The 24,392-nt window shown below is 46.5% G+C and carries 18 protein-coding genes, 1 pseudogene and 1 riboswitch; of the genes and pseudogenes, 10 read left to right on the top strand and 9 right to left on the bottom strand.

Features of this window, described 5'->3' with window-relative positions:
• Positions 1–7 precede the first annotated feature (7 nt).
• From sps_RS12770 to sps_RS12750, 5 genes are all read right to left on the bottom strand, one after another.
• Positions 8–1,558 (bottom strand): cytochrome-c peroxidase, encoded by a 1,551-nt coding sequence (locus sps_RS12770; protein WP_077752882.1) that lies wholly within the window; start codon positions 1,556–1,558, stop codon positions 8–10.
• Between the two features lie 228 nt (positions 1,559–1,786).
• The gene (locus sps_RS12765) at positions 1,787–2,296 is read right to left on the bottom strand and encodes an RDD family protein (protein ID WP_149027408.1); all 510 of its coding nucleotides are present in this window, start codon (positions 2,294–2,296) and stop codon (positions 1,787–1,789) included.
• Positions 2,297–2,359: 63 nt separating this feature from the next.
• Entirely contained in the window at positions 2,360–2,614 is a 255-nt protein-coding gene (locus tag sps_RS12760) for a DUF2960 domain-containing protein (RefSeq protein WP_077752880.1), read from the bottom strand.
• A 74-nt stretch (positions 2,615–2,688) separates the two neighbouring features.
• Positions 2,689–3,168: a GNAT family N-acetyltransferase gene (locus sps_RS12755; protein ID WP_077752879.1), complete on the bottom strand. Its 480-nt coding sequence runs from the start codon at positions 3,166–3,168 to the stop codon at positions 2,689–2,691.
• Positions 3,169–3,208: 40 nt separating this feature from the next.
• A complete protein-coding gene (locus sps_RS12750) occupies positions 3,209–4,699 on the bottom strand; it encodes a carboxypeptidase M32 (RefSeq protein WP_077752878.1) in 1,491 nt (496 codons plus the stop codon).
• Positions 4,700–4,918: 219 nt separating this feature from the next.
• Between sps_RS12750 and sps_RS12745 the strand changes: the two genes are divergently transcribed.
• On the top strand, positions 4,919–5,566 hold the full coding sequence (locus tag sps_RS12745; RefSeq protein WP_077752877.1) for an OB-fold-containig protein: 648 nt from the start codon (positions 4,919–4,921) through the stop codon (positions 5,564–5,566).
• 95 nt (positions 5,567–5,661) lie between these two features.
• Complete coding sequence (locus sps_RS12740; RefSeq protein WP_077752876.1) at positions 5,662–7,464, top strand: flotillin family protein; 1,803 nt, start codon at positions 5,662–5,664, stop codon at positions 7,462–7,464.
• Between the two features lie 81 nt (positions 7,465–7,545).
• Here sps_RS12740 and sps_RS12735 read toward each other — a convergent pair whose 3' ends face one another.
• Both sps_RS12735 and sps_RS12730 read right to left on the bottom strand, forming a co-directional pair.
• Positions 7,546–8,172 carry a DUF2913 family protein gene (locus sps_RS12735; RefSeq protein ID WP_077752875.1) on the bottom strand — a complete coding sequence of 209 codons (627 nt, stop codon included), beginning with the start codon at positions 8,170–8,172 and terminating at the stop codon, positions 7,546–7,548.
• Between the two features lie 20 nt (positions 8,173–8,192).
• Positions 8,193–9,500, bottom strand: coding sequence for a DEAD/DEAH box helicase (locus sps_RS12730; protein WP_077752874.1), 1,308 nt, complete (start codon positions 9,498–9,500; stop codon positions 8,193–8,195).
• A 483-nt stretch (positions 9,501–9,983) separates the two neighbouring features.
• Between sps_RS12730 and sps_RS12725 the strand changes: the two genes are divergently transcribed.
• Complete coding sequence (locus sps_RS12725) at positions 9,984–11,282, top strand: EAL domain-containing response regulator (RefSeq protein ID WP_077752873.1); 1,299 nt, start codon at positions 9,984–9,986, stop codon at positions 11,280–11,282.
• Positions 11,283–11,313: 31 nt separating this feature from the next.
• On the opposite strand, the gene sps_RS12720 is transcribed toward sps_RS12725, so the two are convergent.
• Positions 11,314–12,486, bottom strand: a complete 1,173-nt coding sequence (locus sps_RS12720; RefSeq protein WP_077752872.1) for a benzoate/H(+) symporter BenE family transporter — start codon at positions 12,484–12,486, stop codon at positions 11,314–11,316.
• Positions 12,487–12,585: 99 nt separating this feature from the next.
• Here sps_RS12720 and sps_RS12715 point away from each other — a divergent pair, with 99 nt between their 5' ends.
• On the top strand, positions 12,586–13,134 hold the full coding sequence (locus sps_RS12715) for a helix-turn-helix domain-containing protein (protein ID WP_077752871.1): 549 nt from the start codon (positions 12,586–12,588) through the stop codon (positions 13,132–13,134).
• A gap of 132 nt (positions 13,135–13,266) precedes the next feature.
• Here the strand turns inward: sps_RS12715 and sps_RS12710 are convergent, their stop codons facing one another.
• Positions 13,267–15,054 carry an aminopeptidase P family protein gene (locus sps_RS12710; protein ID WP_077752870.1) on the bottom strand — a complete coding sequence of 596 codons (1,788 nt, stop codon included), beginning with the start codon at positions 15,052–15,054 and terminating at the stop codon, positions 13,267–13,269.
• A gap of 271 nt (positions 15,055–15,325) precedes the next feature.
• Here sps_RS12710 and sps_RS12705 point away from each other — a divergent pair, with 271 nt between their 5' ends.
• From sps_RS12705 to sps_RS12685, 6 genes and pseudogenes are all read left to right on the top strand, one after another.
• Positions 15,326–16,534: an MFS transporter gene (locus sps_RS12705; protein WP_077752869.1), complete on the top strand. Its 1,209-nt coding sequence runs from the start codon at positions 15,326–15,328 to the stop codon at positions 16,532–16,534.
• An 81-nt stretch (positions 16,535–16,615) separates the two neighbouring features.
• Positions 16,616–17,386: an ROK family protein gene (locus sps_RS12700; protein WP_077752868.1), complete on the top strand. Its 771-nt coding sequence runs from the start codon at positions 16,616–16,618 to the stop codon at positions 17,384–17,386.
• A 33-nt stretch (positions 17,387–17,419) separates the two neighbouring features.
• Positions 17,420–17,515 (top strand): annotated as a pseudogene (locus sps_RS29300) (ROK family protein); the annotation flags it as partial.
• Positions 17,516–18,036: 521 nt separating this feature from the next.
• Positions 18,037–19,254, top strand: a complete 1,218-nt coding sequence (locus tag sps_RS12695) for a M24 family metallopeptidase (protein WP_077752867.1) — start codon at positions 18,037–18,039, stop codon at positions 19,252–19,254.
• Positions 19,255–19,646: 392 nt separating this feature from the next.
• A riboswitch (cyclic di-GMP riboswitch) is annotated at positions 19,647–19,766 on the top strand.
• A 149-nt stretch (positions 19,767–19,915) separates the two neighbouring features.
• Complete coding sequence (locus tag sps_RS12690; RefSeq protein ID WP_077752866.1) at positions 19,916–22,507, top strand: glycosyl hydrolase family 18 protein; 2,592 nt, start codon at positions 19,916–19,918, stop codon at positions 22,505–22,507.
• A gap of 138 nt (positions 22,508–22,645) precedes the next feature.
• Positions 22,646–24,346, top strand: coding sequence for a glycoside hydrolase family 19 protein (locus sps_RS12685; protein WP_077752865.1), 1,701 nt, complete (start codon positions 22,646–22,648; stop codon positions 24,344–24,346).
• The last annotated feature ends 46 nt before the right edge of the window (positions 24,347–24,392 follow it).

Genomic DNA, 24,392 nt, shown 5'->3' with positions numbered 1-24,392 from the left:
TGTTTACCTAAAACGGATCGCTAAACTTCTCATCATTGAGAAAGCTCTCATCGGTGAGGGTATGAAGAAAGGCAACAAGATCAGCCTGCTCTTCTGCCGAGAAGTTATATTGCACCGGATTTCCTACTTGGTTTCTTAGCAGTGCCTGCAGCGTTGGATGAGGTTTTATACCGCTACTGTAGTGTTCTATGGTTTCCTCTAAACTGCTGAAGCGCGCATCATGCATATAGGGTGGGCGTACACCGATATTCCTTAAAGACGGCACCTTAAACTTTCCTGTATGACCATTGATTCCTGTGGTTTCAAATACCCCTAAGTCATCATCGGATTGCTCATCTAGGCCATTATTGCTGGCTATAGTGGTTGCATTTGAATCAGGGCCGATAAGAGGGCCTACGAAGGCTTCTGAGCTATGGCAGCTAGTGCATGGAGGGATGCCATTTCTAAAGGTCATAAACAGACGCTTGCCATTGTTTTCCTGAGTGGTGAAATTTGGGAAGGGCTGTAATGGATCGGAAACCTGACTGCGGCCTTGGTCGTATCTGGCATCCATAGAGGCCATAGCACGAACAAACTGGGCTAAAGCCAGGGCTATTCTGTCACTGCTGACTTGCTCATCTCCAAAAGCGGCGCTAAATAGTGGTGAGTAGTAGCCTTGACTGGAGACATTAGAAAAAAGCTCATCTAAGCTTAACCCCATTTCAACTTCATCTTGTATCGGCATCAAGACTTGCTCTTCAAGTGAGCCTGCACGTTCATCCCAGAAAAATCTTCCTGTCTGATAGAAACGGGCGTTGGCCAGTCCCATGGAGTGACGGCGAGTCTCACCGCCGTCGAAGCCCAGACTAACTTGCCTGCTATCTGAAAAACTTAGTTCCTGTATATGACATGAAGCGCAAGAGACTGTATTGTTGGCGCTGAGCTGGGTATCGTAAAACAATACTCGTCCTAAGGTCGCACCAGCATTGGTGACAAGATTATTTGATGGTGTATTGTCACTGTCTATGGCTGCGGATTGAAATTGGAAATTAGCGGGAAAGTCATTTTGTAGGAAATGTTGAGGCAGGGTGACTCCTGCATAATCGAAGGATATTTCCGGCAGTTGCGGCTCTATGAGTATAGGTTGAGGCTGTAAGGTCACGATCAGCTGGCGAGATACTGTGTCTGTGCCGTCGCTCACGGATAAGGTGATAGTTTCAACCGATTGTTCTAGGTTCTCACCTAATGTAAGTATCAGCTCATTTTCGGTGTGACTTATCTCAAGAGAGTCGCTTGATGAAGTCGTGACCGTGAGTGAGTCACCATCGGCATCGCTCGCGGTAAAGCTGATTGTTTGACTTGAATTCGCCTCTATCGAAACAGACTCTGTGGCAAGATTGAGTTCTGGTGCAGCGTTAGTCACTGGAGGAGTCGGTATGCCGGGCTCAGAGGGTGAAGAGTCACCATCTCCGCCACAAGCACTGAGTAAGATTGAAGCCAGTAAGGCAAAAATGAGTCTTGATACGGGTAATTTTTGTCTCGTTGACCGAGAGACATTTGAGTATGGTGAGAGATCCATATCTGACTTCCTTAACCTTGTGTTAGAAATAAATCGATAACAAATTGATAACAAGGTTAACTATAAAGTAAGGGGAGTAAATGAATCACAGGCTAATGTAAAGAAGTGCAAAACAAGGCAAAACTTAAAGTTACGAGCTAGGAGTCACAGGAGTCACGAGTTTCGAGCTAATATTCTTTGCACTAGCTCGCGTCTCGCAACTTTCTATGCTGTTTATTTGGCTTATCGCTAAACGCCGCGCCAGTTGCGCATCTTGTTGGCTTCTTTCGACAAGACCACGACTTCTGAACGGGTCATCATATCTTGCAGGGCTAGCTTATCACCGTTGATCAAGATCCACAGGTTTCCGATCCCCAGCAGAGACCACACCAAGCGAGCCGAGGCTGTGATCATACTCAGGCTCTGACCGTTAGGGTGCTGAATTTTTAGTTGCCAGGCACGCATGCCTAAGGTTTGGCCACCGTAGCTCCAGAAGGAGATGTAAAACAGACCCACACAGAGTGCTATCCAGAGTTGGTATATTCCTTTATAAAGAGAGTCACTATTGAGCAGGTCTGATACATGCTCATAGGTTCCCATGTCTATTAGGCCTGAAGAGGTGAGGGCGGTAAACACGCCAAAACCTATGGCACCAGCAATCATATAGACGGCAACAGCAAGTAGAAGATCATAGACGGCGGCGCCGAAGCGGCGAAAAAAACCCGCACGAGGAAAGTTAGCATGTTCTCGGTTTGGCATTGAGCTGTCGGTCATTTTTAAGTTCACTCTCGCATTCTGTTAGTCGTTGCTGTCGGTCTAAGGTTATTTGGCTTTTGGGTCATCTTTAATGTAATAAATATCGCTAAAGCCCATTCGAGCGAACTCTTTATCTCTGAAATCTCTCACTGCGGCAGAGCCTTTCGATGTCATGGCGACTTGCTGCTCCATCATATGATAGCGAGTTAGGTCGACGCCTTCGGCTGCAGCTATAGCCTCATGGATATCATGATGCTTGTCGTAAGCGAAATTGATCTCTTTCGCTTGCTTCTTATATTTGTACGTTACTCTTACGGCCATAATGTTCTCTATTATTTATCTTGTGCTAATTGTTTATTCAATCTGATAAAACTTCTAATAACACTGTTATATGCCTATAGCTTCAAGACCATATAGCAGGCATCAGGTGTATAGGTTGCTAGGCTCTTATGGATAGATTGTTTTACGAATCCTTGTTTTTTCCAGTAGCTACTCGCCCCTTGGACGGCCACTAAGGAGATACTGTTAAATGAGAGCTGCTGGGCCAATGTTAACAGTTTTTCGAAAACGGCGCGTCCGGCGCCTTTTCCTTGAGCACCGGCCGACAGAGCAATATCATGTAGATACAAGGTATCGGCTTGCTCAACCTGGCCTGTTACTTGTTCTAGCGATGGTGGCGAGCCGAGTGTCCAGGGATGTGCCAGGCTGTATCCAACCACTTGATTATCCGCCTCTATGACGAAGCAAGTTTGTGGGGATAATTGCCATTTACTCTGTAATACACTCAGAGACTCGGGTTCTAATTCTGGGTAACATTCCTCCTGAATTATGAGGATAGTCTCCCAGTCTCTGGAGTCGATATTTCGCAAGTGCATCATTTTACCTAGGCAGCCTAATTTATCCCCGTATGATACGTTATTTAAGGTATCTTTGCTCTAGATGGCGCCTAAAGAAATTAGGATTCAGGCTTTCTCCTGTGGCATGTTTAACCAGCTCATCGGTAGTTAATAAGCTGCCCTGAGACCAGATGTTCTTGTCGAGCCAATCGAATACTTGGGCAATGTTACCTTGAGCCAGTAATTCATCGACCGGCCCTAGGTTTGCTTCCATGGCGAATCTAAATTGTGCCGCATACATGGCACCTAAGGTATAACTGGGGAAGTAGCCTAGCTCACCAACGGCCCAGTGGATATCTTGCATGCAACCATTACGAAAATCGTCTCGGGTATCTATGCCTAGGAGAGACTTCATCTGCTCTGCCCAGAATTCGGGTAAATCGGCAACTTCTAAGCTGCCGTCGACTAAGCCCTTTTCGGCTTCGAAACGCAATAGAATATGGCACGGGTAAGTGACTTCATCTGCATCGACTCGAATTAATCCTGGTTTGACTCGGCTATAGATGTGATTTAACTCTTTTATGCTGAGCTGGCTGTTTAAGTGCTGGCGTATTTTGGGCTGGATTTGAGTGAGGAATCCTTCACCACGGCCCAATTGCATCTCACAAAATAGGCTCTGACTCTCATGTATGGCCATAGAGCGATGACCACCTGCTGGCTGACCTCGCCATTCTTTTGGGAGTCCTTGCTCGTATCTGGCGTGTCCTGTTTCGTGGACGATTCCCATTAAGCCGCTGGTAAAATCTGCTTCGTCGTAACGTGTAGTTAAACGTATATCACCGGGTACGCCGCCACAGAAAGGATGGCTACTGACATCTAAACGGCCCTGGGTGAAGTCAAACCCCAGATATGCCATAACATCACGCCCCAGTGCTTCCTGACTTTGAGCCGAGTATTTTGCCAAGGTTATCTTTTTATCATCGGCTTGCTGCCCTTGAACTGTTTCAATCAATCCGGGGAGCCATGATTTGAGATCGCCAAAAACATGCTCTAGACGCTTGGTGGTCATGCCTGGCTCAAATTTATTTAACAGGGCGTCATAAGGCGTGAGTTCTTGTGCCTGTGCCCGTATCGAAGCTTCTTCTTTCACCAGTTTCATCAGGGCTTCGAGATTAGGCTTGAATCCTTTCCAGTCATTATTGGCTCGCTGATCCCGCCAGGCATGTTCACATCGGTATGCCAGCTGTGTTTTAGCCTGAACGAGATCGGCTGGAACGACATTGGCTTGCATGAACTGATAGCGGATCTCTCTGAGGTTAGACATCTGGTGACTATCGAGTAGTTCCTCTTCGGCTTGCTCGATGCTGGTTTCGATAAAAGAATCTGTTTTTAGCTCATGAATGTGACGAGCCAGCTCGGCCATAGCGGCACCGCGACCTTCGCTGCCTCCAATTGGCATCATGGTGGCCTGATCCCAATCGCCTAAGGCGCTTAGATGTTCAAAATGGGCGATCTTCTGAAAGTGTTCAGTTAAGCGCAGGTAATGGGGCGAACTGTGTGAGTGTGTCATGGGGGCTCTTCATCAAATTTGTCACTTGCTTCATGTTATCACTCAATCTGCAGGAGTGTTGAGTGATATGTAAAAATCTTAATCTTAATATTGTTTCCATATTGTTTTGGCTTTGCTATGATTTTAGAGACTAAACGGGTTGCTACAGTAAACAAGATTGTTCACTAATCACGTTAAGTTTCAATAAAATGGATGCGGTAATACACATGGAGGCGACATATGGTGGACTTTCTGCTCACCCAAGCTAATTTACCTTTTACACTTTCTCTTGCGTTTGTTTTCTTGCTCGGTGCTTTCGAGGCGTTTTCACTGTGCATTGGTTACAGTCTTGTGGGGGCGTTGGATGACTGGGCGCCCAGTGATGTCGATATTGACTCTGATGTGGACGGTCTCGGGGGCGGGAGTGGCTTAACAGGGATTGCCGGTTGGCTTTGTCTGGATAGGTTGCCATTGCTTATCTGGTTTGTGCTGGTGTTGGTCAGTTTTTCTATCACAGGTTATATTAGTAATTACATCTCATTGGCTATCAGTCATGAGCTACTACCTCAAAGTGCTACTCTACCCATCGCACTCTTCTTTACCGCTTTCTCTTGTCGCTATATCGGCGTCCTTGTCGCTAGAATACTCCCCAAAAATGAGTCCAGCGCCGTTTCTATCGATGTCTTACTCGGCAGTGTAGGCACTGTGACCATAGGTTGTGCGATTAAGGGCAACCCCAGTGAGGCCTTAGTCAAAGACCAGTATCAGCAGAAACATTATGTGCTGGTGGAGCCGGAATTACCCGGCATTGAATTTAACCCTGGTACTCAGGTTGTGCTACTCAGAAGGGAGGGGACGGTCTGGTCTGCCGCAAGGTTTGATTCTTAACCATTTAACGCACTCAATACTGTAAAGAAACAGAAAAATAGTTAAAAATGTCATAATTAAAATCGTTGTTAGATCGTAATTTTAAGGGAAATAAAATGGATCAGATCCAAGATATAAGTTCAAATTTTGGTAGTAGCTTCGTGCTGCTAATTGCCGGTGCTACACTGCTGGGTATGTTCGTTATCGGGCTTGTTTTTGCCAAGCTATACCGTAGGGCTTCTAAAGAAACTGCGTTTGTTCGTACTGGTTTCGGCGGTGAAAAAGTCGTTAAAGATGGTGGCGCCCTAGTGCTGCCAGTGTTACATGAGACCATTAGTGTCAATATGAATACCCTACGCATCGAAGTGGAGAAGATGCAAAAAGATGCGCTTATCACTAAAGACAGGATGCGTGTCGATGTGAGAGCCGACTTCTACCTTAGGGTCGCGCCAAATGCAGAAGGAATTGCTATGGCGGCACAAACCTTGGGCTCGCGAACCACACGAGTGGAAGAAGTTAAGAGGCTGATGGAATCTAAGTTTGTCGATGTGCTACGTGCGGTGGCCGCAGAAATGAACATGACAGAGATGCATGAGCAAAGAGCCGACTTTGTGCAGCGAGTGCAGAATAATGTGGCGAATGATCTTGAGAAAAACGGCCTCGAACTTGAGTCTGTATCTTTGACTGGATTCGATCAGACCGATCTCCAATATTTCAATGAAAATAATGCCTTCGATGCCGAAGGTCGTGCACGACTCGCTAAGATTATTGAAGAGAAGCGTAAAGAGACCAACGATATCCAGCAGGAAAACCGCATTAAGATTGAACTGCGTAACCTTGAAGCCGAGAAAGAGTCATTAGAGATTGAGCAGGCTGAAGAAGAGGCCAGACTGATCCAGCAGCAGGCGCTTGAGTTTAAGCGCGCGGAGCAGAAGGCAGAGATCCTTAAGAAGCAAGAGCAGAAGACTCGTGAAGAGCGTGAGGCGGAGATCGCTAGAGAGCGTGCGGTAGAAACTGCCGAGATAGAGAAGACTAAAGACATAGAAACCCGGGAAATTGAGAAGCGTAAGGCTATCGAGCAGTCTCGAATTCAGCAGCAAAGAGATATTGAGGTCGCGGAGCAGGAGAAGCAGATTGCCGTTGCGGTTAAATCGGAAGAGGAATCGGCTGCCAGGGCCAAGGCGGCCGAAGCCGAGAAGCTTAAGGTAGAGAAAGAGGAAGCGGTTATCACCACACGTCAGGTCGCCGAAGCTAATCGCCGTAAGGAGATTGAGGTGATCGATGCACGTAAAGAGGCGGAACGTGAAGCTGTTGGGGTCACGGTCGAAGCAGAAGCGGAAAAGCGTGCTGCACAAGACAGATCCAGTGCCATCTTGATCGAGGCGAAAGCCGCAGCAGAGACTAAGAAGCTCAAGGCCGAAGCCGATGAGAAGTTTTATGCGGTAGAAGCTGCGGGTAAGCAGGCATTGCATGAAGCAGAGAATATACTCAGCTATGAGCAGATCGAGCTTCAACGTTCTATGGCTATACTGGCAGCTTTGCCTGAAGTGGTTAAACAGGCGGTTAAGCCTCTGGAAAATATCGAAGGCATTAAGATCTTACAGGGCTATGGGACTGGCGGTAATGGCGTGACCCAAGATGGTGTCTTGGCTCAGACGGGTCAAGCGGGTATCGCCGAGCAAGTGACTAATGCGGCACTCAACTATCGTGCTAACGCGCCAGTTGTCGATGCAATGTTGAAAGAGCTAGGTCTTGTGGATGCCGATAAGGGCAGTTTGAATGACCTACTCACAGGTAAGATCCCCATGATGACAGAGGCTATCTCAGTTGTTCAAGGGGAGAATACCAAAAGTAAGTTAAATGGTAATAGTCACCTTGGGGAAAAACACTTAGGTGAAGAACTTCAAGAGCTGCAATAAGCCGATAGTAATACGGTTTAAAGTAAAAAAGCACCTCAGGGTGCTTTTTAATGTCTTGTATAAACCGAAAGGTTAATTAGCTTATTCTACAAGCAGTGCCATGGCTGGGACTTGATTATTGGGGAAGACTCCATAGGCCTTGTGGTGCTTAATAAGGCTAGCTTTCTTATTACCTTGGCTTAGGAGTAAACCGTGTTTAGCTGCAGCCTTTGCCAATTCTTGCTCATTGGCACGGACATAGAGGGTGATAGCCTTAGTCAGATTATCGCCATCGATGTGGCCATCATACTGCTCATTGGAAATAATCAGGCTGTTTTGGCCACTGCTGTCTAGTTTTAGCCTGGTGGTGACTTCACTATCTAAGATAACGACCCAGTCATTTTCCCTAAACTCATTTAACATGGCGTTCAGGGATGTGGCCAATGCTTGATTTTGTTCCGCTGCCAGGTATTGGCTCTCTATGCGTTGCAACACTGAAGTTAGCTGAGCAGCGGCGCCCATGCTGCGGGCATCCCGGATCCACTGATTAAGCTCTTTGGCAATCAACTTAGAGAAGCGTCGCTCCTTCAGAGCCTGAACCATCCAGTTACATAGGAAGTGACTCTCGGCCGCGGCTGTTTTAACGACATTCTTACTCTTGCTGCGCTCTTCGAGTGCAGCAAGACCCGCTTGAGTGATTTCGATAAGGGCCTGATTATAACTTGTCATCAACTTATTCCCCTTAAGCCTTAGCGGATTTTCTTGGCCTTGGTGGCCGGTCTATTGGAGGTGTTTTTCACTTTGACTCGGCGGCCTTCCATGTTTCTTTCACCAACGACTTGCGCACCTGCATTATCTTCCCGTTGCTGTTTCTTAGCGAAGCTGCGACGCTTTTGTAGTTGCTTGATCAGCACGTCTCGGCTACCAACCTCATAGCCTGGGATCGTGATTCGGCGAAGTTTCTTGCCGATTAAGGTTTCGATATCGTATAGAGTACGCTCCTCTTCACGGCTTACCAAAGAGATAGCGACGCCAGATTTACCCGCACGACCGGTACGGCCAATGCGGTGAACATAATCTTCGGCAAGGAAAGGCAGATCATAGTTAACTACGTATTCTAGATCTTGAATATCCAGACCTCGTGCCGCCACTTCTGTGGCAACCAGGGCGCGTATCTTACCCTCTTTAAATTCTCTTAAGGCGCGACGACGGTTGCCTTGGGCCTTTTCACCATGAACAACAGATGAAGGGATACCATCCAAGTTTAGCTCTTTCACCAGCTTATCGGCAGCATCACGTGTGGCGGTGAAGACGAGGACCTGTTGCCAGTTCTTCTTACCGATAAGCTCGGAAAGTAACTCGCGCTTACGGCGTTGCTCAACAGGATAGATAACCTGGCTAACTGTGTCTGCTGTGCTGTTTTGGCTGTTTAGACTGATAAGCTTAGGCTTGACTAACATGTCGTTAGCCAGTTTTTTCACGGAGCTGGAGAAGGTAGCCGAGAAGAGTAAGTTCTGACGTTGCTTGTTGACGGCCTGCATTATCTTCTGGATATCGCTAATAAAGCCCATATCTAACATACGGTCGGCTTCATCCAGCACCAAGAAATCGACATTAGACAGGTTCAAATTACAGGCTTGAAGGTGCTCCAGCAGACGGCCTGGAGTTGCCACTATGATGTCTGCTCCACGTTTAAGTTTCTGTGCCTGAGTATCTAATTTAACCCCACCATAGATGGTCAATACAGAGACATCCATATACTTGCTGTAATCACTGATGTTGTCGGCGATCTGAGAGGCAAGTTCACGTGTAGGTGTGAGGATAAGCGCCCGTGCATTGGAGCGTTGAGTCTCCATCGGGTTATCGAACATCTTTTGCAGTATAGGCAGTGCAAATGCTGCTGTCTTACCTGTACCAGTTTGGGCACTGGCTAAGACATCCTGACCGCGGCGGATCGCCGGTATGGCTTCTTGCTGAACAGGCGTCATTTTTTGATAACCACATTCAGAGATTGCGCGCAAAATCTCGGGAGCAAAACTAAAAGATTCAAATCTCATCTTGGGACCTCTATTCAACTTGTTCGTTCACCTAACCATACGCAGGCAATGTTCACTTTCCAACAGGCGTTTTATGCCTAAGCACCGGGAATAAATCGCGGCGGCGGAGTATAGCAATTTTCAGCAGGTTTTAACAGCATATCATTTTCTGCTCTATATCAGACCCACCCTGACTTTCTTTGAAATTTTTTGAATCGCTATGGAGATATAGAAGACGAAGGATTTGACAGTTTGAGGCTTTGGACTAGGCTTTATTAGATTCATATCTATCCTATTAGAAACTTACTCTGAACTCAACGGATGTTGAGTGGGATTGATATCACGCATGGAGGCTATATGGCACTTTTTCAGTGTGCTTTGAAAGGGATAATTCATCATTTATTAAGTGAGCAACTCTCACGTTTCCCCGCTTGTTTCAAGTTTAACTTCCAGTCTCTTTTGGCAGTATTTCTCTGCTTATCGCTATCTAACTAGAGAACTAATATGTCTATTAATGTACTGGTTATCGATGATTCCTTAGCTTGTTGCCATGTTCTGAGCGAATATCTGATGCAATTAGATGTTAATCGTGTTGAATATTGTACCGATGCTGGTTCGGCGATAAAAATCTTGACCAAGTATGCCAGGGATTATCAGGTCGTTGTTATCGACCTGCATATGCCAAATATGGATGGCATTGAGCTCTTGATGAACCTGAGTGAAATAGGCTATAGGGGAGGCGTTATCATAGCGTCTGCAATGGAAAATCGTATCATAGAGGCGGCTTCTCAAATAGTCACTAATTCAAGGTTACGTCTCTTAGGTGCATTAACTAAGCCAGTTTCGACTAAGGAACTTAAGCTGTGTATCGAACGATTATTTATGATGGAGTCAGATTTAGCTCCTAAGCCAGCCTCCATTTCTCTCGATGAGTTACATCAGGCTTTGAATGAAAATAAGATTGTTCCTTATTTTCAGGCGCAAATGGATGCTAAAACGGGAGATATAGTCGGTTTTGAAGTCTTATGTCGGATTCAGTTGGGCAATAAGTTGCAGTTGCTTTCCCCTGCAAGCTTTCTTGAACTAGCCGAATCTCATAATCTTCTTAATGATTTAACTGAAAAGTTACTGGATAAGGCCTTGTCACAGTGGAAGCTGATAAGCCAAGATGATTCTTGCGATAATTGTAGCCTCTCTATTAACTTGAGCCCAAGCCAACTGAATCAAGCTAGTTGGCCTAATCGTTTAGTTAAATATTGCCATGATAATCAGATAGCAAGATCGCAACTCACCATAGAGATCACCGAGAATCAGGCATTGAGCGAGCAGAGCCAATACTCAAATATCAGTCGATTACGCTTGCATGACTTTGGGGTAGCCATCGATGACTTCGGTACCGGATATACTAATCTCATTCAGTTGTGTTGTTTACCCATCAGTGAGCTTAAGTTAGATATGAGTCTTGTGCGGGGGATACACCATGACCCCCTAGCGCAAACGATTCTAAAATCCTTACAAGAGATCAGTAGTAAGCTTGGGGTTAAACTGGTAGCCGAAGGAGTCGAAGACCTGAGGGATCTTAACTATCTCGAGAAAATTGATAACTTACGCTTACAAGGTTTTTTAATTTGCCGACCTAAACCATTCGGTGACTTGATGCGTTGGCTCAAAGCGCATAAGAAGGTGGAGGGATTAAAAACTCAGGCTAGTGATAGCTCGTCTGTTAAAGATGCAGGGTCTAAGGCAAGCTATCTTGTTTCTGCTGAACTCTGTGAGATCAGAGTTTCAAATTACACTATCTAATCCCAATTGATACATGACCGAAACCATGTCATCAAGCTGAGTGCTTGCTTAGTAGGTTCTGGATCATCAAGGTCACCAAACCAGCTAGTGCTCCCCAAAGAGCCGAGCCTATGTGATAAAGCACTAGATCCGATGCCGTGACTAGCAAGGTTAACAATGCGGCTTCGCTATAACGTGGAGAGCTTAGGGCCTGTTGCAAGCTAGTGCCTATGGTCGATAATAAGGCCATTCCTGCGAGAGCCAAAATGAGTGCAGAGGGTAAACTTTCGAATAGGGTCATTAAACTGACTGCACTCACTCCCATCAAGATGTAGAACACTCCTGCGGCAACTGAACTCCAATAACGTTTCTCAGGCCTGGGATCTGCGTTCTCTGTCATACAAATTGCCGCCGTAATCGCGGCCAAATTAATACCGAAACCGCCAAAAGGGGCAATAATCATGTTGACCACTCCGGTCACTGTTATGGTACGCGACACTGGCGGGTGGTAGTCATGAGCCTTGAGTACCGCTATACCGGGCATATTCTGGGATGCCATGGTGACAATAAATAGAGGTAATCCTATGCTGATAAAGGCTGGCAGGCTCCACTGGGGCTGAATGTAATTGAGTTCACTCATCTGCCATTGCAGTTGGGGTAGTTCAATTAACTGCATTGACCAAGCTACACTGAAGCCAGCGGTAAGAACTGCCAGCATGGTATAGCGGGGGAGCGTATGCTTGCAAATCAGATATGTAATAAGCATAACTAAGACTAAGGGGGCTTGCCGGTTCATCAGGTTGAAGGTGTTTATGCCGAAATTAATGAGTATACCCGCCAGCATGGCGCTGGCTATTTGTTGAGGGATCTTACTCATGATTCTTTCAAACCAGCCAGTCATACCCGCAAGGGTGATCAAGACTGCTGAAAAAAGAAAAGCGCCCACGGCTTGATTAATGGTAAAGCCTTGGGTTCCAGAGATGAGTAGTGCTGCGCCAGGTGTAGACCAGGCGATAAGGATCGGTACCCGATAGTACGCAGACAAGCCGATGGAGGTGACTCCCATGCCGAGACCGAGTGCAAAGACCCAACTCGACACCATCTGTAGGTCACCACCCAGATTTATCGCTGCCTGATAGATAAGTGCCACGCTGCTGGTGAATCCAACCAGAACGGCGATAAAACCTGTGTTAATACGGTTTAAAATCATACCCAATTGAGTCATTTCTTGGTGCTCTCTGTGCTTTATATGCTAATCTCATCTTCGTGCGTTATAGCGCACGAATTAAAACTAACACTGTGCGTTATAGCGCACAAGGGTGATATGAATAAAAATATTAATGGCTCTTTAGGTGGGCGTCTAAAACAGGCTAGATCTCACAAAGGCTGGAGCCTAGACAGGGCGGGTGCCGAGACTGGCGTTTCTAAGGCCATGTTGGGTCAGATTGAGCGTGGAGAATCTAGCCCCACCATCGTCAGGTTATGGAGTATTGCCAATGGCTTCGAGTTGCCGCTTTCCTATTTTTTGACTGATTTAGAAGTGACGAAGACGCCAGATCTTATGAAAAATGAGGAGTCCGATATCGAAGTCGTGACGTTGTTTCCTTTCGATAAAGAGACTGGCATGGAAACGTTTCAGATCATCTTAGCGCCGGGAAGGGAGTACTTATCCGCACCACATAATAAGGGTGTGATAGAGCACATCATAGTGGTGAGTGGGTCGATGGAGTACTTCTTAAATAAGCGGTGGAAGCACTTGGCTGAGGGCCAAGTGGTTAAGTTCGGTGCCAACAGGCAGCATGGTTACCGGAATTTGTCACAAAGCCCTACTAAAATCCATAATATCATCTGTTATAAAAGCCTAGATAGATGAAATTCGCTAGTGGGCTGAGCCTTTGCTCAGATTAGAAGTGACGGAGACTTGTTAACTCGAATATGGCGTAAACAGAAGCAAGCAGGTTTACTTAATACCTATAGGGTATCACCTGCCTGCTTATGCAAACAATTAGATAGCTTGAGTTACACCTTCTAACCAGATTAATTCTTCGCCTTGCATCAGTGGTGAGAGTGTCTTGTACACCTGCTGATGGTAATCGTTAAACCAATTTAGCTCAGCATCAGTTAACAGTCCCTTATCTATAAGGCGTGAGTCCATGGGGATAAGTGTCAATGCTTCGAATTCAAACATCTCTCGTTCAGCGTTTTCCAGGGCTTTACAAGGGCGAACGGCGATAAGGTTCTCGAGGCGAATGCCAAATTCGTCGGCGCGATAATACCCCGGCTCATTGGATACCACCATTCCAGGAAGCAGGGCGACATCATTGCTGTTTTTAGCGATACGCTGAGGTCCTTCGTGAACATTGAGGAAGTGACCTACGCCATGGCCAGTACCGTGATCATAGTCGAAACCATGTTGCCACAAGTATTGGCGGGCGAAACCATCTAACTGCTGGCCAGTGGTGCCGCGAGGGAATTTAGCCTGATCCAGTGCGATATGGCCCTTAAGCACTAAGGTGACCATTTTTCTGTGCTCGTTAGTGACTTGTCCAATGGCTATGGTTCGGGTGACATCTGTGGTGCCATCTAGATACTGAGCACCGGAATCAACCAGATAGATGCTGTCTTTGGTCATGGTCGCTGGGATGCCATTGTTGTGGTTGTAATGGCACATAGCGGCGTTTGCCCCAACGGCAGAGATGGTATCGAAGCTAGGCTCTTTATAAAGCTCATCCTCTAAGCGGAAGCTCTCCAGCTTGTCTGCCAATGTGGCTTCATCATGAAAGCGATCGGCTTCGACTTCTGCATCTAACCAAGCTAAGAAGCGACTGACAGCCACACCGTCACGAATATGACAAGCGCGCATGCCTGCCAGCTCAGTGGTATTTTTCTGGGCCTTGGCCAGCGACACAGGATCGAAGCCAGCAATGAGTATCGCGCCTGCTTGCTCTGCAATGAGCTGAGACCAGGCATTACACGAATTTGGATCGGCGAGCAAGTTAACGCCTGAAAGCTCACCAAGCGCATCTTTAAGTTCACTTTCAGACTTGAAACAGACTCCTGATCCTACATGCTCAGATGTACCAGTTGGAAGTTTTTCAACATCGGTGAACAGAGTCATATCGCCATTAGCCGCTAATAGGGCAGCGCCTAAAATAACAGGCAGGCGAGGTACGTCATTACCGCGAATATTCAGTAACCAGCAAAATGAATCCAGTGAGGTGATAAGCGCCATGTCTGCGCCGGATTTAGTCACTACCGCCCCTATCTCTTGACGTTTCTCTTGACTGCTTTTACCCGTACGATTCTCGTCGAAAAGCATGGCTGGAGCACTGGAGGCGAGAGGTCGGTTTTGCCAATGAAGGTCGATAGGATTTTCGTCGACGGCGACTAAGGTCATTTGTGCTTTACTGAGCTGGTTATCAGCTGATTTTTGCCAGCTCAATGGGTGTAGGCGTGGATCATATCCTACACGGGCATCAGCTGTTAAGGTCTGGGCTAGCCACGGGATCTGAGGCGTATCGGTGAGGCTCATGTATTGAAATAGCTCACCATCAACCTGTAATTTGACCTGAACTGTGTATCGACCGTCTACAAAGATAGCGGCGCTTTCCTTTAGGACTATGATCATGCCGGCGGAGCCAGTGAAATTACTGATCCACTGCATGCGCTCGTTACGCTCGGGGACATATTCGCCCAAGTATTCATCGGCGCGTGGGATAATGAAGGCATCGAGATTGGCGTCGGCCATCTCACTGCGAACCGCATCGAGTCGTGCGGCAATAGATTGAGACATAAATACTCCGGTGTTTACTGACTAATGCATCTCTGATGAGAGGCAAGTATTATCAGAATTACTCTTATTGATTATTTGGCTGGAAGCCGATATAGCGGCCAATTATCGCAGTTGCTGTTGAATGTGGGAAGTGAAAGAGCAGGGATTGTTTAGCCTAAAAAGCTCAAATAGGAAAGAGCTGTAAACTTTGAAACATAATATCTGTTACATCTGTTGTTAAATCAATTAGATTGGCTACTGTTGTTCAGTGCTTAAAGGAATGAATTTAATAATGGAAACAAAAATGCCATTTAATGTCTGGGTGCTTACTTTAGCGCAGGCCTTTGCCATGAGCGCCGCACCTATGATGATGCTATTGGGAGGGATTATCGGTGTCGAACTCGCTCCTACCCCCATATTAGCGACTCTGCCCATAGCATCTATGGTGGTCGGTGTTGCCATCTCTATTTTGCCTGTAACTTTACTGATGCGCATGTTTGGTCGGAAAAAAGTGTTTATCGGTGGCTCGGTATTGGCGGGTGTAGCTGGATTGGTTGCGGCCTATGCGGCCCAAGAGCACAACTTTGAACTCTTTTGTTTAAGCGGCATTCTACTGGGGGCTGCAGGCGCAATTATCCAGCAATACCGCTTCGCGGCGATGGAGTCTGTAGTGCCTGAATTGGGTGCTAAGGCCACATCGAGAGTCTTGTTAGGCGGCTTGGTCGCGGCATTTCTGGGCCCTGAGCTTGCAGTGCTGGGTGGCGAGTTAATCGAGACTCCCTATGTCGGAGCTTTTCTGTTTTTGACCATGGTGAGTCTGCTTGCCGGGGTGACACTCTGTTTCTATCGAGAGGATAGAAATGCATTATCTCAAGCTAGTACTGAGACTCTGGGAGATATGAGGCCGTTAAGTAGCATATTGAATCAAGAGCAGATCTGGGTTGCGATTGCCGGTGCCATGATAGGTTTTGCCATGATGAGTTTCGTGATGACGGCGACGCCTCTGCATATGCATCATATAGAACATCACTCTTTAGCCGATACTAAATGGGTGATTCAGAGCCATATCATTGCCATGTATTTACCGTCTCTGTTTACCGGTTATCTGGTGGCAAAATTGGGTGTGTCTAAAATGATGCTCACGGGTTTATTGGCTTACTTGGTTACCATAGTGACCGCCTTAATGGGCAATGATGTGCTCAACTATTGGGCCGCTCTGGTGTTGCTTGGCTTAGGCTGGAATCTGTTATTTGTGGGGGGAACTGTGTTGCTGCCCCGTTGTTATCGCGCCAATGAGCGCTTTAAGGTCCAAGCATTCAATGACACCTTGGTATTTGGCTCCCAAGCGATAGCATCTCTCAGTGCCGGTTGGGTCATACATCAATTGGGTTGGCAAGTGCTACTCATTATCTGCATTCCGTTTATCGGAATTCAGTTGATCTTGATGGCTTGGTGGAAATTCAACCAAAGCAAACTCTTAAGTGTGAAGGTGAGTGAATAACTCATTCTTAATTCAACTTAGGATATGTTAATATTTTGCTCATAAAAAATTCAAATGATACGTATCCCAGTGGAGTAACAGATGCAAACGATTACGGTGGATATAGGTGGAACCAAGGCATTATTTGAGATGCATTTTGGGGACAGAACCGAGCAATATAAGATCCCTACTGGCGAAGGCTTTGGTATAGAGAGTTTAACTAAGCAATTGTATGAGTTGGAATCAGACTATGGACTGGTGGATTATCGGCTCGCCATCGCAGTGCCTGGTTTAGTAAACAATAACCAGCTGATTTCGAGTAAGTCGCTGCCTTGTTTGAATGGCTTATCACGAGAAGATCTACACACCCAGGCTAAGACTATTCTGTTGAGTAATGATATCGATGCAGGTATGCACGCTGTGTTAAATCCTAAGCACGATTGTGAGTTATTGATCATGTGTGGCACCGGGATCGGAATGGCGATATCAATCAATGGGAAAATCTTCTCCGGTGCGAGTGGCTTTGCTGGTGAGCTGGGACATTGTCGGGTAATGACCGAATCAGGAGAGTTCGGTTTGGAGCAACTCGCCAGTGGTGACTCGATTAGAGTTCGTGGGCTCAAGAATCCGAAAGATCTCAACCGTGCAGGCAGATACTTGGGAATGGGGATTGCGTGGGCAATAAACTTGTTTAACCCCAATCGCATCTGGCTAGCTGGTGGCATGATGAACAGTTCAGATTACTACCTTGGGTGTGTCAGTTCACTCAAAGATATGGCGTTAACTGCACCGCTCTCAGAAGTTAAAATAGCTCGTGTCGATGATATGGAAACCTTAGTCTGCCGCGGATTAAAGGTGCTGTTGGATAAGTAGGTATAGAAAATCAGGGTTAACTCGATTGAACTGTTAACTGCACCATTCATTTCAGAAGTTAAAATAGCTCGTGTCGATGATATGGAAACCTTAGTCTGCCGCGGATTAAAGGTGCTGTTGGATAAGTAGGTATAGAAAATCAGGGTTAACTCGATTGAACTGTTAACTGCACCATTCATTTCAGAAGGTAAAATAGCTCGCGTCGACGATATGGAAACCTTAGTTTGCCGCGGATTAAAGGTGTTGTTGGATAAGTAGGCTTAACTTGATTATGAACTGTTAACTGCACCATTCATTTTTCAGAAGTTAAAGTAGCTCGCGTCGACGATATGGAAACCTTAGTCTGCCGCGGATTAAAGGTGTTGTTGGATAAGTAGGCTTAACTTGATTATGAACTGCTAACTGCACCATTTATTTTTCAGTGAGCGTGATACTGTCTTATTGCGCTTATTCCCTTCTCTGTGACAGTCATTTCTTTTATTCTGAAAATATTTCTACTGACCCTTTGTATATTTTATGCTAGAAAGTAGCTCTGATTTCAGTATCGGCTTCTCGCCTCACATAAAGGCAAGTTTCAAAGCTGATCAAAACATAAAATCTGACAAGGCATTAGGCTTTGAATCTTAGATAAAATATAAAAGGGTAATCCTATGACCTTAGGTGTGGGCGGTTCGACCGCAATGCAAGAGTTGGCAAAACTGAGTGATATGACCAAGGGCACTAAGCCAATCTCTAAGAGTGAATATGGCGCGCGTATCAAGAAGGCTCAGGAACTGATGAAGTCTCAAGGACTTGAAGCCATTTATATCAATGCTGGTACTAACTTGTATTACTATACGGGTACACGCTGGTATGCTAGTGAGCGTATGGTTGGCGCCATCATTCCTGCCGAAGGCGAGTTGGAATATATGGCTCCGGCATTCGAGGTCGATACACTATTAGGTTATATGGTTATCGAAGGTAAGGTGAATACTTGGCAAGAAGATGAGAGTCCTTTTGCCCTGTTCGGTGAAGTGCTCAAGCAGATGGGCATAGATAAGGGTAAAGTCGGTATCGATGAGTCTGCCGCCTTCTTCATCTTCGATGGTGTCCGTCAGGAACATAGTCAGTTCGATTATGTTAATGCTAAGCCTGTGACAGCAGGTTGTCGCATGATCAAATCTGATACCGAGCTGAGCTTGTTGCAACGCGCTAAAGATATGACTCTTGAAGTACATAAAGCTGTGGCGCGTATTTTGCGAGAAGGCATCACAGTCGGTGAAATTGAAGCTTTCATCAATGATGCTCACAAAGCCGTGGGTGCCCCTGCTGGTTCTTATTTCTGTATCGTGTTATTCGGTGAAGACAGTGCCTATCCCCATGGTGTTAAGTCGCCTAAAGCGCTCGATCTAAATGATACGGTTCTGATTGATACTGGTTGTCAGCTTCAAGGCTATAACTCAGATATCACCCGTACCTTTGTGTTCGGTAAACCAAGCGATCGTCAGCGTGAGATTTGGCAACATGAGCAAGATGCTCAGATTGCTGCATTTGATGCGGCTAAGATTGGTGCAACCTGTGCTAGTGTCGATAGAGCGGCCCGTGATGTGCTGGAAACTGCAGGTTTTGGCCCTGGCTACGATGTGCCGGGCTTGCCACATCGAACCGGTCATGGTGTCGGCTTAGACATTCATGAATGGCCTTATTTAGTGCTTAATGACCAGACCCTTTTGGCTGCTGGCATGTGTTTTAGTAATGAGCCTATGTTATGCGTACCTGGCGAATTTGGCGTGCGTCATGAAGATCATTTCTATATGACAAATGAAGGCCCTGTGTGGTTCACCAAGCCAATGTTTTCCATCGATGATCCTTTTGGGTATGAAGCTTGAATTTAGGTATCTAGTCGAGAGGGGGCGAGTCGCTAAATCTAGTTATTAGAGGCAAAAAATACAGAGCGGGTATTGCCTAGAGTGATCCCGCTTTTTTCTTTGTTTTTATCCGAAGTTTTTCTCTGTTTTAATCCGATAAATTTGTTTTTTCGATGTTATTTTATTCAATGTATTGTCAGTTTTAGTCATCTTTCCTCAAATCGTATTTAGTGAAATATTCCTGTTTAGATATATTCCCCTTCTTAAAATATTGTCAAACGTTAGATTGTTAACTGTTTAAACCATTAATAATCATAAGCTTGTGTTAATGTAAAACTAGGTGTTGCATTTATGTTTAATTTAAGACTATGCTAATTAAGTGATGACAGCGTTGTCATTCACCAGTGCAAATTATGAATGAAAGGCAAACCAATCGAAAGGTTGGGACGCAAAGCCTCCGGTCTAAGGGGATAGTGTTGAGAAGGTCGTTCTCTCAATGTTATCGAAGTACCTATGATAGCGGGGATGTTTCAGGTATTTCTTCGTGTGATGTCTTGATGAAAAGAGCCCTAAACGGTCCGTCATCGAGAGCATCCATGGTATTAAGAATAGGCTAGTATCCTGTTCACGCTTTGTTTGCCTTATTGATTATTTTAAAAATAAAAAGCAATAAGGACACCCTATGTTTAACACTAAAATCTCATCCGCCGCACTCGTCGTGGCTAGCGTACTCGCCTCATCGGCATACGCATCGGTTCCTGGTAAGCCAACTATCGGTTGGGGCGAAACCAACTTTTCGATTATTGAAGTAGACCAAGCAGCCACAGCATATAACCAACTCGTTACCGTTAAAGATGCCGCTGAAGTGTCTGTTAGCTGGAACTTGTGGTCAGGTGAGCTGGGTGAGACGGCTAAGGTGTTATTTGATGGGGTAGAGGTCTGGTCGGGCACTTCTACGGCGTCGGGCGCCGCGACATTTAGTGTCAATCAGGGGGGGCGCTATCAGATGCAGATCCAGCTATGTAACGCTGAGGGATGTACGCTCAGTGATGCTAAAGAGATCATCGTCGCCGATACCGATGGTAGTCACTTATTGCCCTTAGAGACTCAGCTTGGGGAAAACAACAAACCTTACGCTAACAAGTCTGGCAAGGTGGTAGGCAGTTATTTTGTCGAGTGGGGCGTTTATGGTCGCAAGTTTCCCGTCGATAAAGTGCCAGCACAAAACCTTACCCATATTTTATATGGCTTCACCCCCATCTGTGGTGGCGATGGTATCAATGACAGTTTGAAGGAAATAGAAGGCAGCTTCCAGGCTTTGCAACGTGCTTGTAGTGGCCGCGAAGACTTTAAGGTGGCAATACATGATCCATGGGCAGCAGTGCAGATGCCACAAGCGGGTGTTAGTGAATTTTCAGATCCCTATAAGGGCAATTTCGGTCAGTTGATGGCGCTGAAACAAGCTCAGCCCGATCTTAAAATATTACCCTCTGTGGGTGGCTGGACACTGTCAGATCCTTTCTATTTCCTAGGCGATAAAGTTAAGCGTGACCGTTTCGTGGCTTCGGTGAAAGAGTTTTTACAGACCTGGAAGTTTTTCGATGGTGTGGATATCGACTGGGAATTTCCTGGTGGTAACGGCGCGAACCCAAATCTTGGCGATCCCGCGACCGATGGCCAAACCTATGTGCTCTTGATGAAAGAGCTTAGGGCTATGCTAGATGAACTGAGCGCAGAAACTGGCAGAACTTATGAACTAACATCAGCTATCAGTGCTGGCGCAGAGAAGATTGCCCTGGTGGATTATCAGGAAGCTCAGCAGTACATGGATAACATCTTCCTGATGAGTTATGACTTTTACGGCGGATGGTCAAATACAGATCTTAACCATCAAGCGGCGCTTTATGCTGCGAGTTGGAAACCGGATACCAAAAATACCACTCAAATCGGCGTGAATGCGCTACTTGCCCAAGGTGTGACTCCTGAGAAGATAGTCGTCGGTGCAGCCATGTATGGTCGAGGCTGGACTGGTGTAACAGGTTATCAAGATGGCAATCCTTTCACGGGAACGGCAACGGGCAAGGTTAAAGGTACTTGGGAAGATGGCGTGGTCGACTACCGTCAAATTGTGAATGAGTATATGGCTGGTGAATGGCAATATCACTATGATGAGGTTGCCGAGGCTCCCTATGTATTTAAGCCATCTACCGGTGACTTGATCACCTTCGATGATGCTCGCTCGGTGAAGGCTAAAGGCCAGTATGTTACGGCTAATCAGCTAGGTGGCTTGTTTGCCTGGGAGATAGATTCAGATAATGGTGACATCCTTAATGCCATGCACGAAGGACTCGGGCATGGAGAAGGCACTACGCCTCCGGCTAACAAGGCGCCTATCGCCAATGCGGGGAGTACACAAAGTGTCACTGGCCCCAGTGACATAGTACTCGATGGCGGATTGTCACGAGATCCTGAAGGGTTAGCGCTCACTTATGTTTGGAGTCAAACATCAGGCCCGGCAGTGACCTTAGTCAATGCCGATATGGCTCAAACTAGTTTCAGTTTAAATGCTACCGACGCCGATGTGGTTTATGGTTTCTCACTCACGGTTACAGACCCTGAAGGTTTATCTACTTCGGCGACGACTTCGGTGACTAATATGGCCCCTCAAGCTAACCGAGCGCCAGAGGTCTCATTGAATGCCGCTGTATCGGTGGATTCGGCTAAGCAGGTCAGTGTTGGTGCTACTGCCAGCGATGCCGATGGTGACAGTCTTACTTATAGTTGGACAGTGCCAGCTGGCTTAACGGCAACTGGGCAATCATCAAATACCTTAGCGGTGACAGCACCTGCAGTGACAGAAGATACAGTTTATACCTTAAGCGTCTTAGTATCCGATGGTGCACTGGATGCCTCTGCTCAAACTGTGTTGACAGTGAAAGCGCCAACAACTGGCGGCTGTGACTCGAGCGATCCCGATGCTGGTAATCATCCGTCATGGAAAACAGCCATCATCTACAATGGTGGCGATACCGTGAGCCATAGCTGCTTAGTTTGGAAAGCGAAATACTGGACTCAAGGTAATGAGCCAACAGTGACGGCGGGTCAATGGGCGCTGCAGAGTAATGTTGAAATGGGGTGGAATGCTGGAGTGGCCTATAACGGCGGCGAGCAGACAACTCATAATGGACATACTTGGCAGGCTAAATGGTGGACTAAAGGTGAAGAGCCTGGCGTTGCCGATGTTTGGGATGATCTTGGTGTTACAACCAATTAAGTCGTCGTTCTTATTCTCATAAGGGGGAGCAATCCCCCTCTTTTCCTTTGAACAGACCTAAATATCAGATCAGGCATTTGAGCCAGGTTAATCATTATCTATCTTGTGCGTGTGTCTATATTTAGGTGGAGAGTTCCTATGAAACATCATCAATTAGCCATTTCTATCCTAACATCTGTCATGGCATTTCCCCTGTTAGCTGTCGAACCTGTACATTTCACCCAAGCCGAGATTGACGCTAAAGAAGCGGAGTTGACTGACTTTCCCTTGATGCGGGCGGTTAAGTCATCCATAGCGACCAGAGATAACGCTATCGTCGAGGCTGTTACCCCATTAAACGCTAATAATCCAGACAATGTCAGACGCCTCGAATCTGTATTAAGTGAAGCGCAATTTGAATTTCTGTTTCCGGTTCGAGCAGCCGAATACACTTACCTTGGTTTGTTACAATCCGCGGCTAAGTTTCCAGCTTTATGTGGCTCTTACACCGATGCCCGTGATGCTGAAGCAATATGTCGTAAATCATTAGCGACCATGTTTGCTCATTTTGCCCAAGAAACCGGTGCCCATGATAAGTGGATGACAGAGCCTCAATGGCGACAAGGTTTATATTGGGTGAGGGAAGTTGGTTGGGATGAAACCAAGCATGGTGGTTACAATATGGAATGTAATCCTGATATCTGGCAGGGACAGGTTTGGCCTTGTGGTACCTTTGATGATGGCAGCTACAAGAGCTATTTTGGCCGTGGGGCAAAGCAGCTATCTTATAATTATAACTATGGGCCCTTCTCTGATGCCATGTTTGGTGATGTGACAACACTACTGAATAATCCCGAAATGGTCGCCGATACCTGGTTAAACTTAGCCAGCGCAGTGTTTTTCTTTACCTACCCTCAGCCACCTAAAGCTTCCATGTTGCATGTTATTGATGGTACCTGGCAGCCCAATGCCAGAGATGTGCAAAACGGCTTACAAGCCGGGTTTGGCATCACCACCCATATCATCAACGGTGGAATTGAGTGTGGCGCTGGTAGCGAAAAACCTCAGTCCCTCAACCGTATCGAATACTACCAAGCGCTGGCGCAGTATATGGGAGTGCCCATTGAGGCGAATGAGGAGTTAGGCTGTAAAGATATGAAACCCTTTGACACTCAAGGCGCAGGAGCCATGCAGATATACTGGGAGCAGGACTGGTCCTATATCCCGGGTAATCCCAATGGTGGTAAGAGCTATGCTTGTAAATTGGTTGGTTATCAGACGCGTTATAGTGCATTTAAAGGTGGGGATTATGTACAGTGTCTTCAGCATTTCTTCCCGGAGATAGTGATTGATGACTCGGGTACACCAACGGATCCCACAGATCCGGTCAATCAACCACCGCAAGTACTGATCCAAGGTCCCTTAGAGGGAGATGCTGGCACTGTGATCCCACTCTCGGCTGCTGAGTCTAGTGATCCTGAGGGAGGCGCTTTGAGTTACCAGTGGCAGCTACCTGTTGGCGGCAGGGCTCCGGCACTTAATCTAGTGAACCTTGAGTTGACCTTACCAACACCAAGTAGTAGTGAGAGTGTCTCCGTGATGCTCACGGTGACAGATGAGGCGGGGGCGACTGCTGTTAACTCTCATAATGTCTTGGTTAAGGTTAGTGGCGAGACCCCACCAGATGGAGCAAGCCCTTATCAGGCGGGCTACGCTTATGTTGCGGGGGATATAGTCAGTAATGCTGGTGGTTTATATGAGTGTAAACCTTTCCCCTATACAGCCTGGTGCGCGGGAGCAGCATGGGCCTATGAGCCGGGAGTCGGAGCCGCTTGGGAAGATGCCTGGATAGCCAGATAATCATAAGCTTTTGAAAGTAAAAACGCGCCCTGGAGGCGCGTTTTTA

Source organism: Shewanella psychrophila, assembly GCF_002005305.1.
Lineage (GTDB): Bacteria > Pseudomonadota > Gammaproteobacteria > Enterobacterales > Shewanellaceae > Shewanella > Shewanella psychrophila.
Note: the sequence above shows the minus strand (reverse complement) of the source record. Positions and strands in the feature narration are given on the sequence as shown.

Bases quoted from the DNA above. Each gene is read 5' to 3' on its own strand.
- sps_RS12740 (WP_077752876.1), top strand. From the start codon at position 5,662: ATGGATCAGATCCAAGATATAAGTTCAAATTTTGGTAGTAGCTTCGTG.
- sps_RS12770 (WP_077752882.1), bottom strand. From the start codon at position 1,558: ATGGATCTCTCACCATACTCAAATGTCTCTCGGTCAACGAGACAAAAA.
- sps_RS12690 (WP_077752866.1), top strand. From the start codon at position 19,916: ATGTTTAACACTAAAATCTCATCCGCCGCACTCGTCGTGGCTAGCGTA.
- sps_RS12755 (WP_077752879.1), bottom strand. From the start codon at position 3,168: ATGCACTTGCGAAATATCGACTCCAGAGACTGGGAGACTATCCTCATA.
- sps_RS12760 (WP_077752880.1), bottom strand. From the start codon at position 2,614: ATGGCCGTAAGAGTAACGTACAAATATAAGAAGCAAGCGAAAGAGATC.
- sps_RS12765 (WP_149027408.1), bottom strand. From the start codon at position 2,296: ATGCCAAACCGAGAACATGCTAACTTTCCTCGTGCGGGTTTTTTTCGC.
- sps_RS12745 (WP_077752877.1), top strand. From the start codon at position 4,919: ATGGTGGACTTTCTGCTCACCCAAGCTAATTTACCTTTTACACTTTCT.
- sps_RS12725 (WP_077752873.1), top strand. From the start codon at position 9,984: ATGTCTATTAATGTACTGGTTATCGATGATTCCTTAGCTTGTTGCCAT.
- sps_RS12720 (WP_077752872.1), bottom strand. From the start codon at position 12,486: ATGACTCAATTGGGTATGATTTTAAACCGTATTAACACAGGTTTTATC.
- sps_RS12705 (WP_077752869.1), top strand. From the start codon at position 15,326: ATGGAAACAAAAATGCCATTTAATGTCTGGGTGCTTACTTTAGCGCAG.
- sps_RS12695 (WP_077752867.1), top strand. From the start codon at position 18,037: ATGACCTTAGGTGTGGGCGGTTCGACCGCAATGCAAGAGTTGGCAAAA.
- sps_RS12750 (WP_077752878.1), bottom strand. From the start codon at position 4,699: ATGACACACTCACACAGTTCGCCCCATTACCTGCGCTTAACTGAACAC.
- sps_RS12715 (WP_077752871.1), top strand. From the start codon at position 12,586: ATGAATAAAAATATTAATGGCTCTTTAGGTGGGCGTCTAAAACAGGCT.
- sps_RS12685 (WP_077752865.1), top strand. From the start codon at position 22,646: ATGAAACATCATCAATTAGCCATTTCTATCCTAACATCTGTCATGGCA.
- sps_RS12735 (WP_077752875.1), bottom strand. From the start codon at position 8,172: ATGACAAGTTATAATCAGGCCCTTATCGAAATCACTCAAGCGGGTCTT.
- sps_RS12700 (WP_077752868.1), top strand. From the start codon at position 16,616: ATGCAAACGATTACGGTGGATATAGGTGGAACCAAGGCATTATTTGAG.
- sps_RS12710 (WP_077752870.1), bottom strand. From the start codon at position 15,054: ATGTCTCAATCTATTGCCGCACGACTCGATGCGGTTCGCAGTGAGATG.
- sps_RS12730 (WP_077752874.1), bottom strand. From the start codon at position 9,500: ATGAGATTTGAATCTTTTAGTTTTGCTCCCGAGATTTTGCGCGCAATC.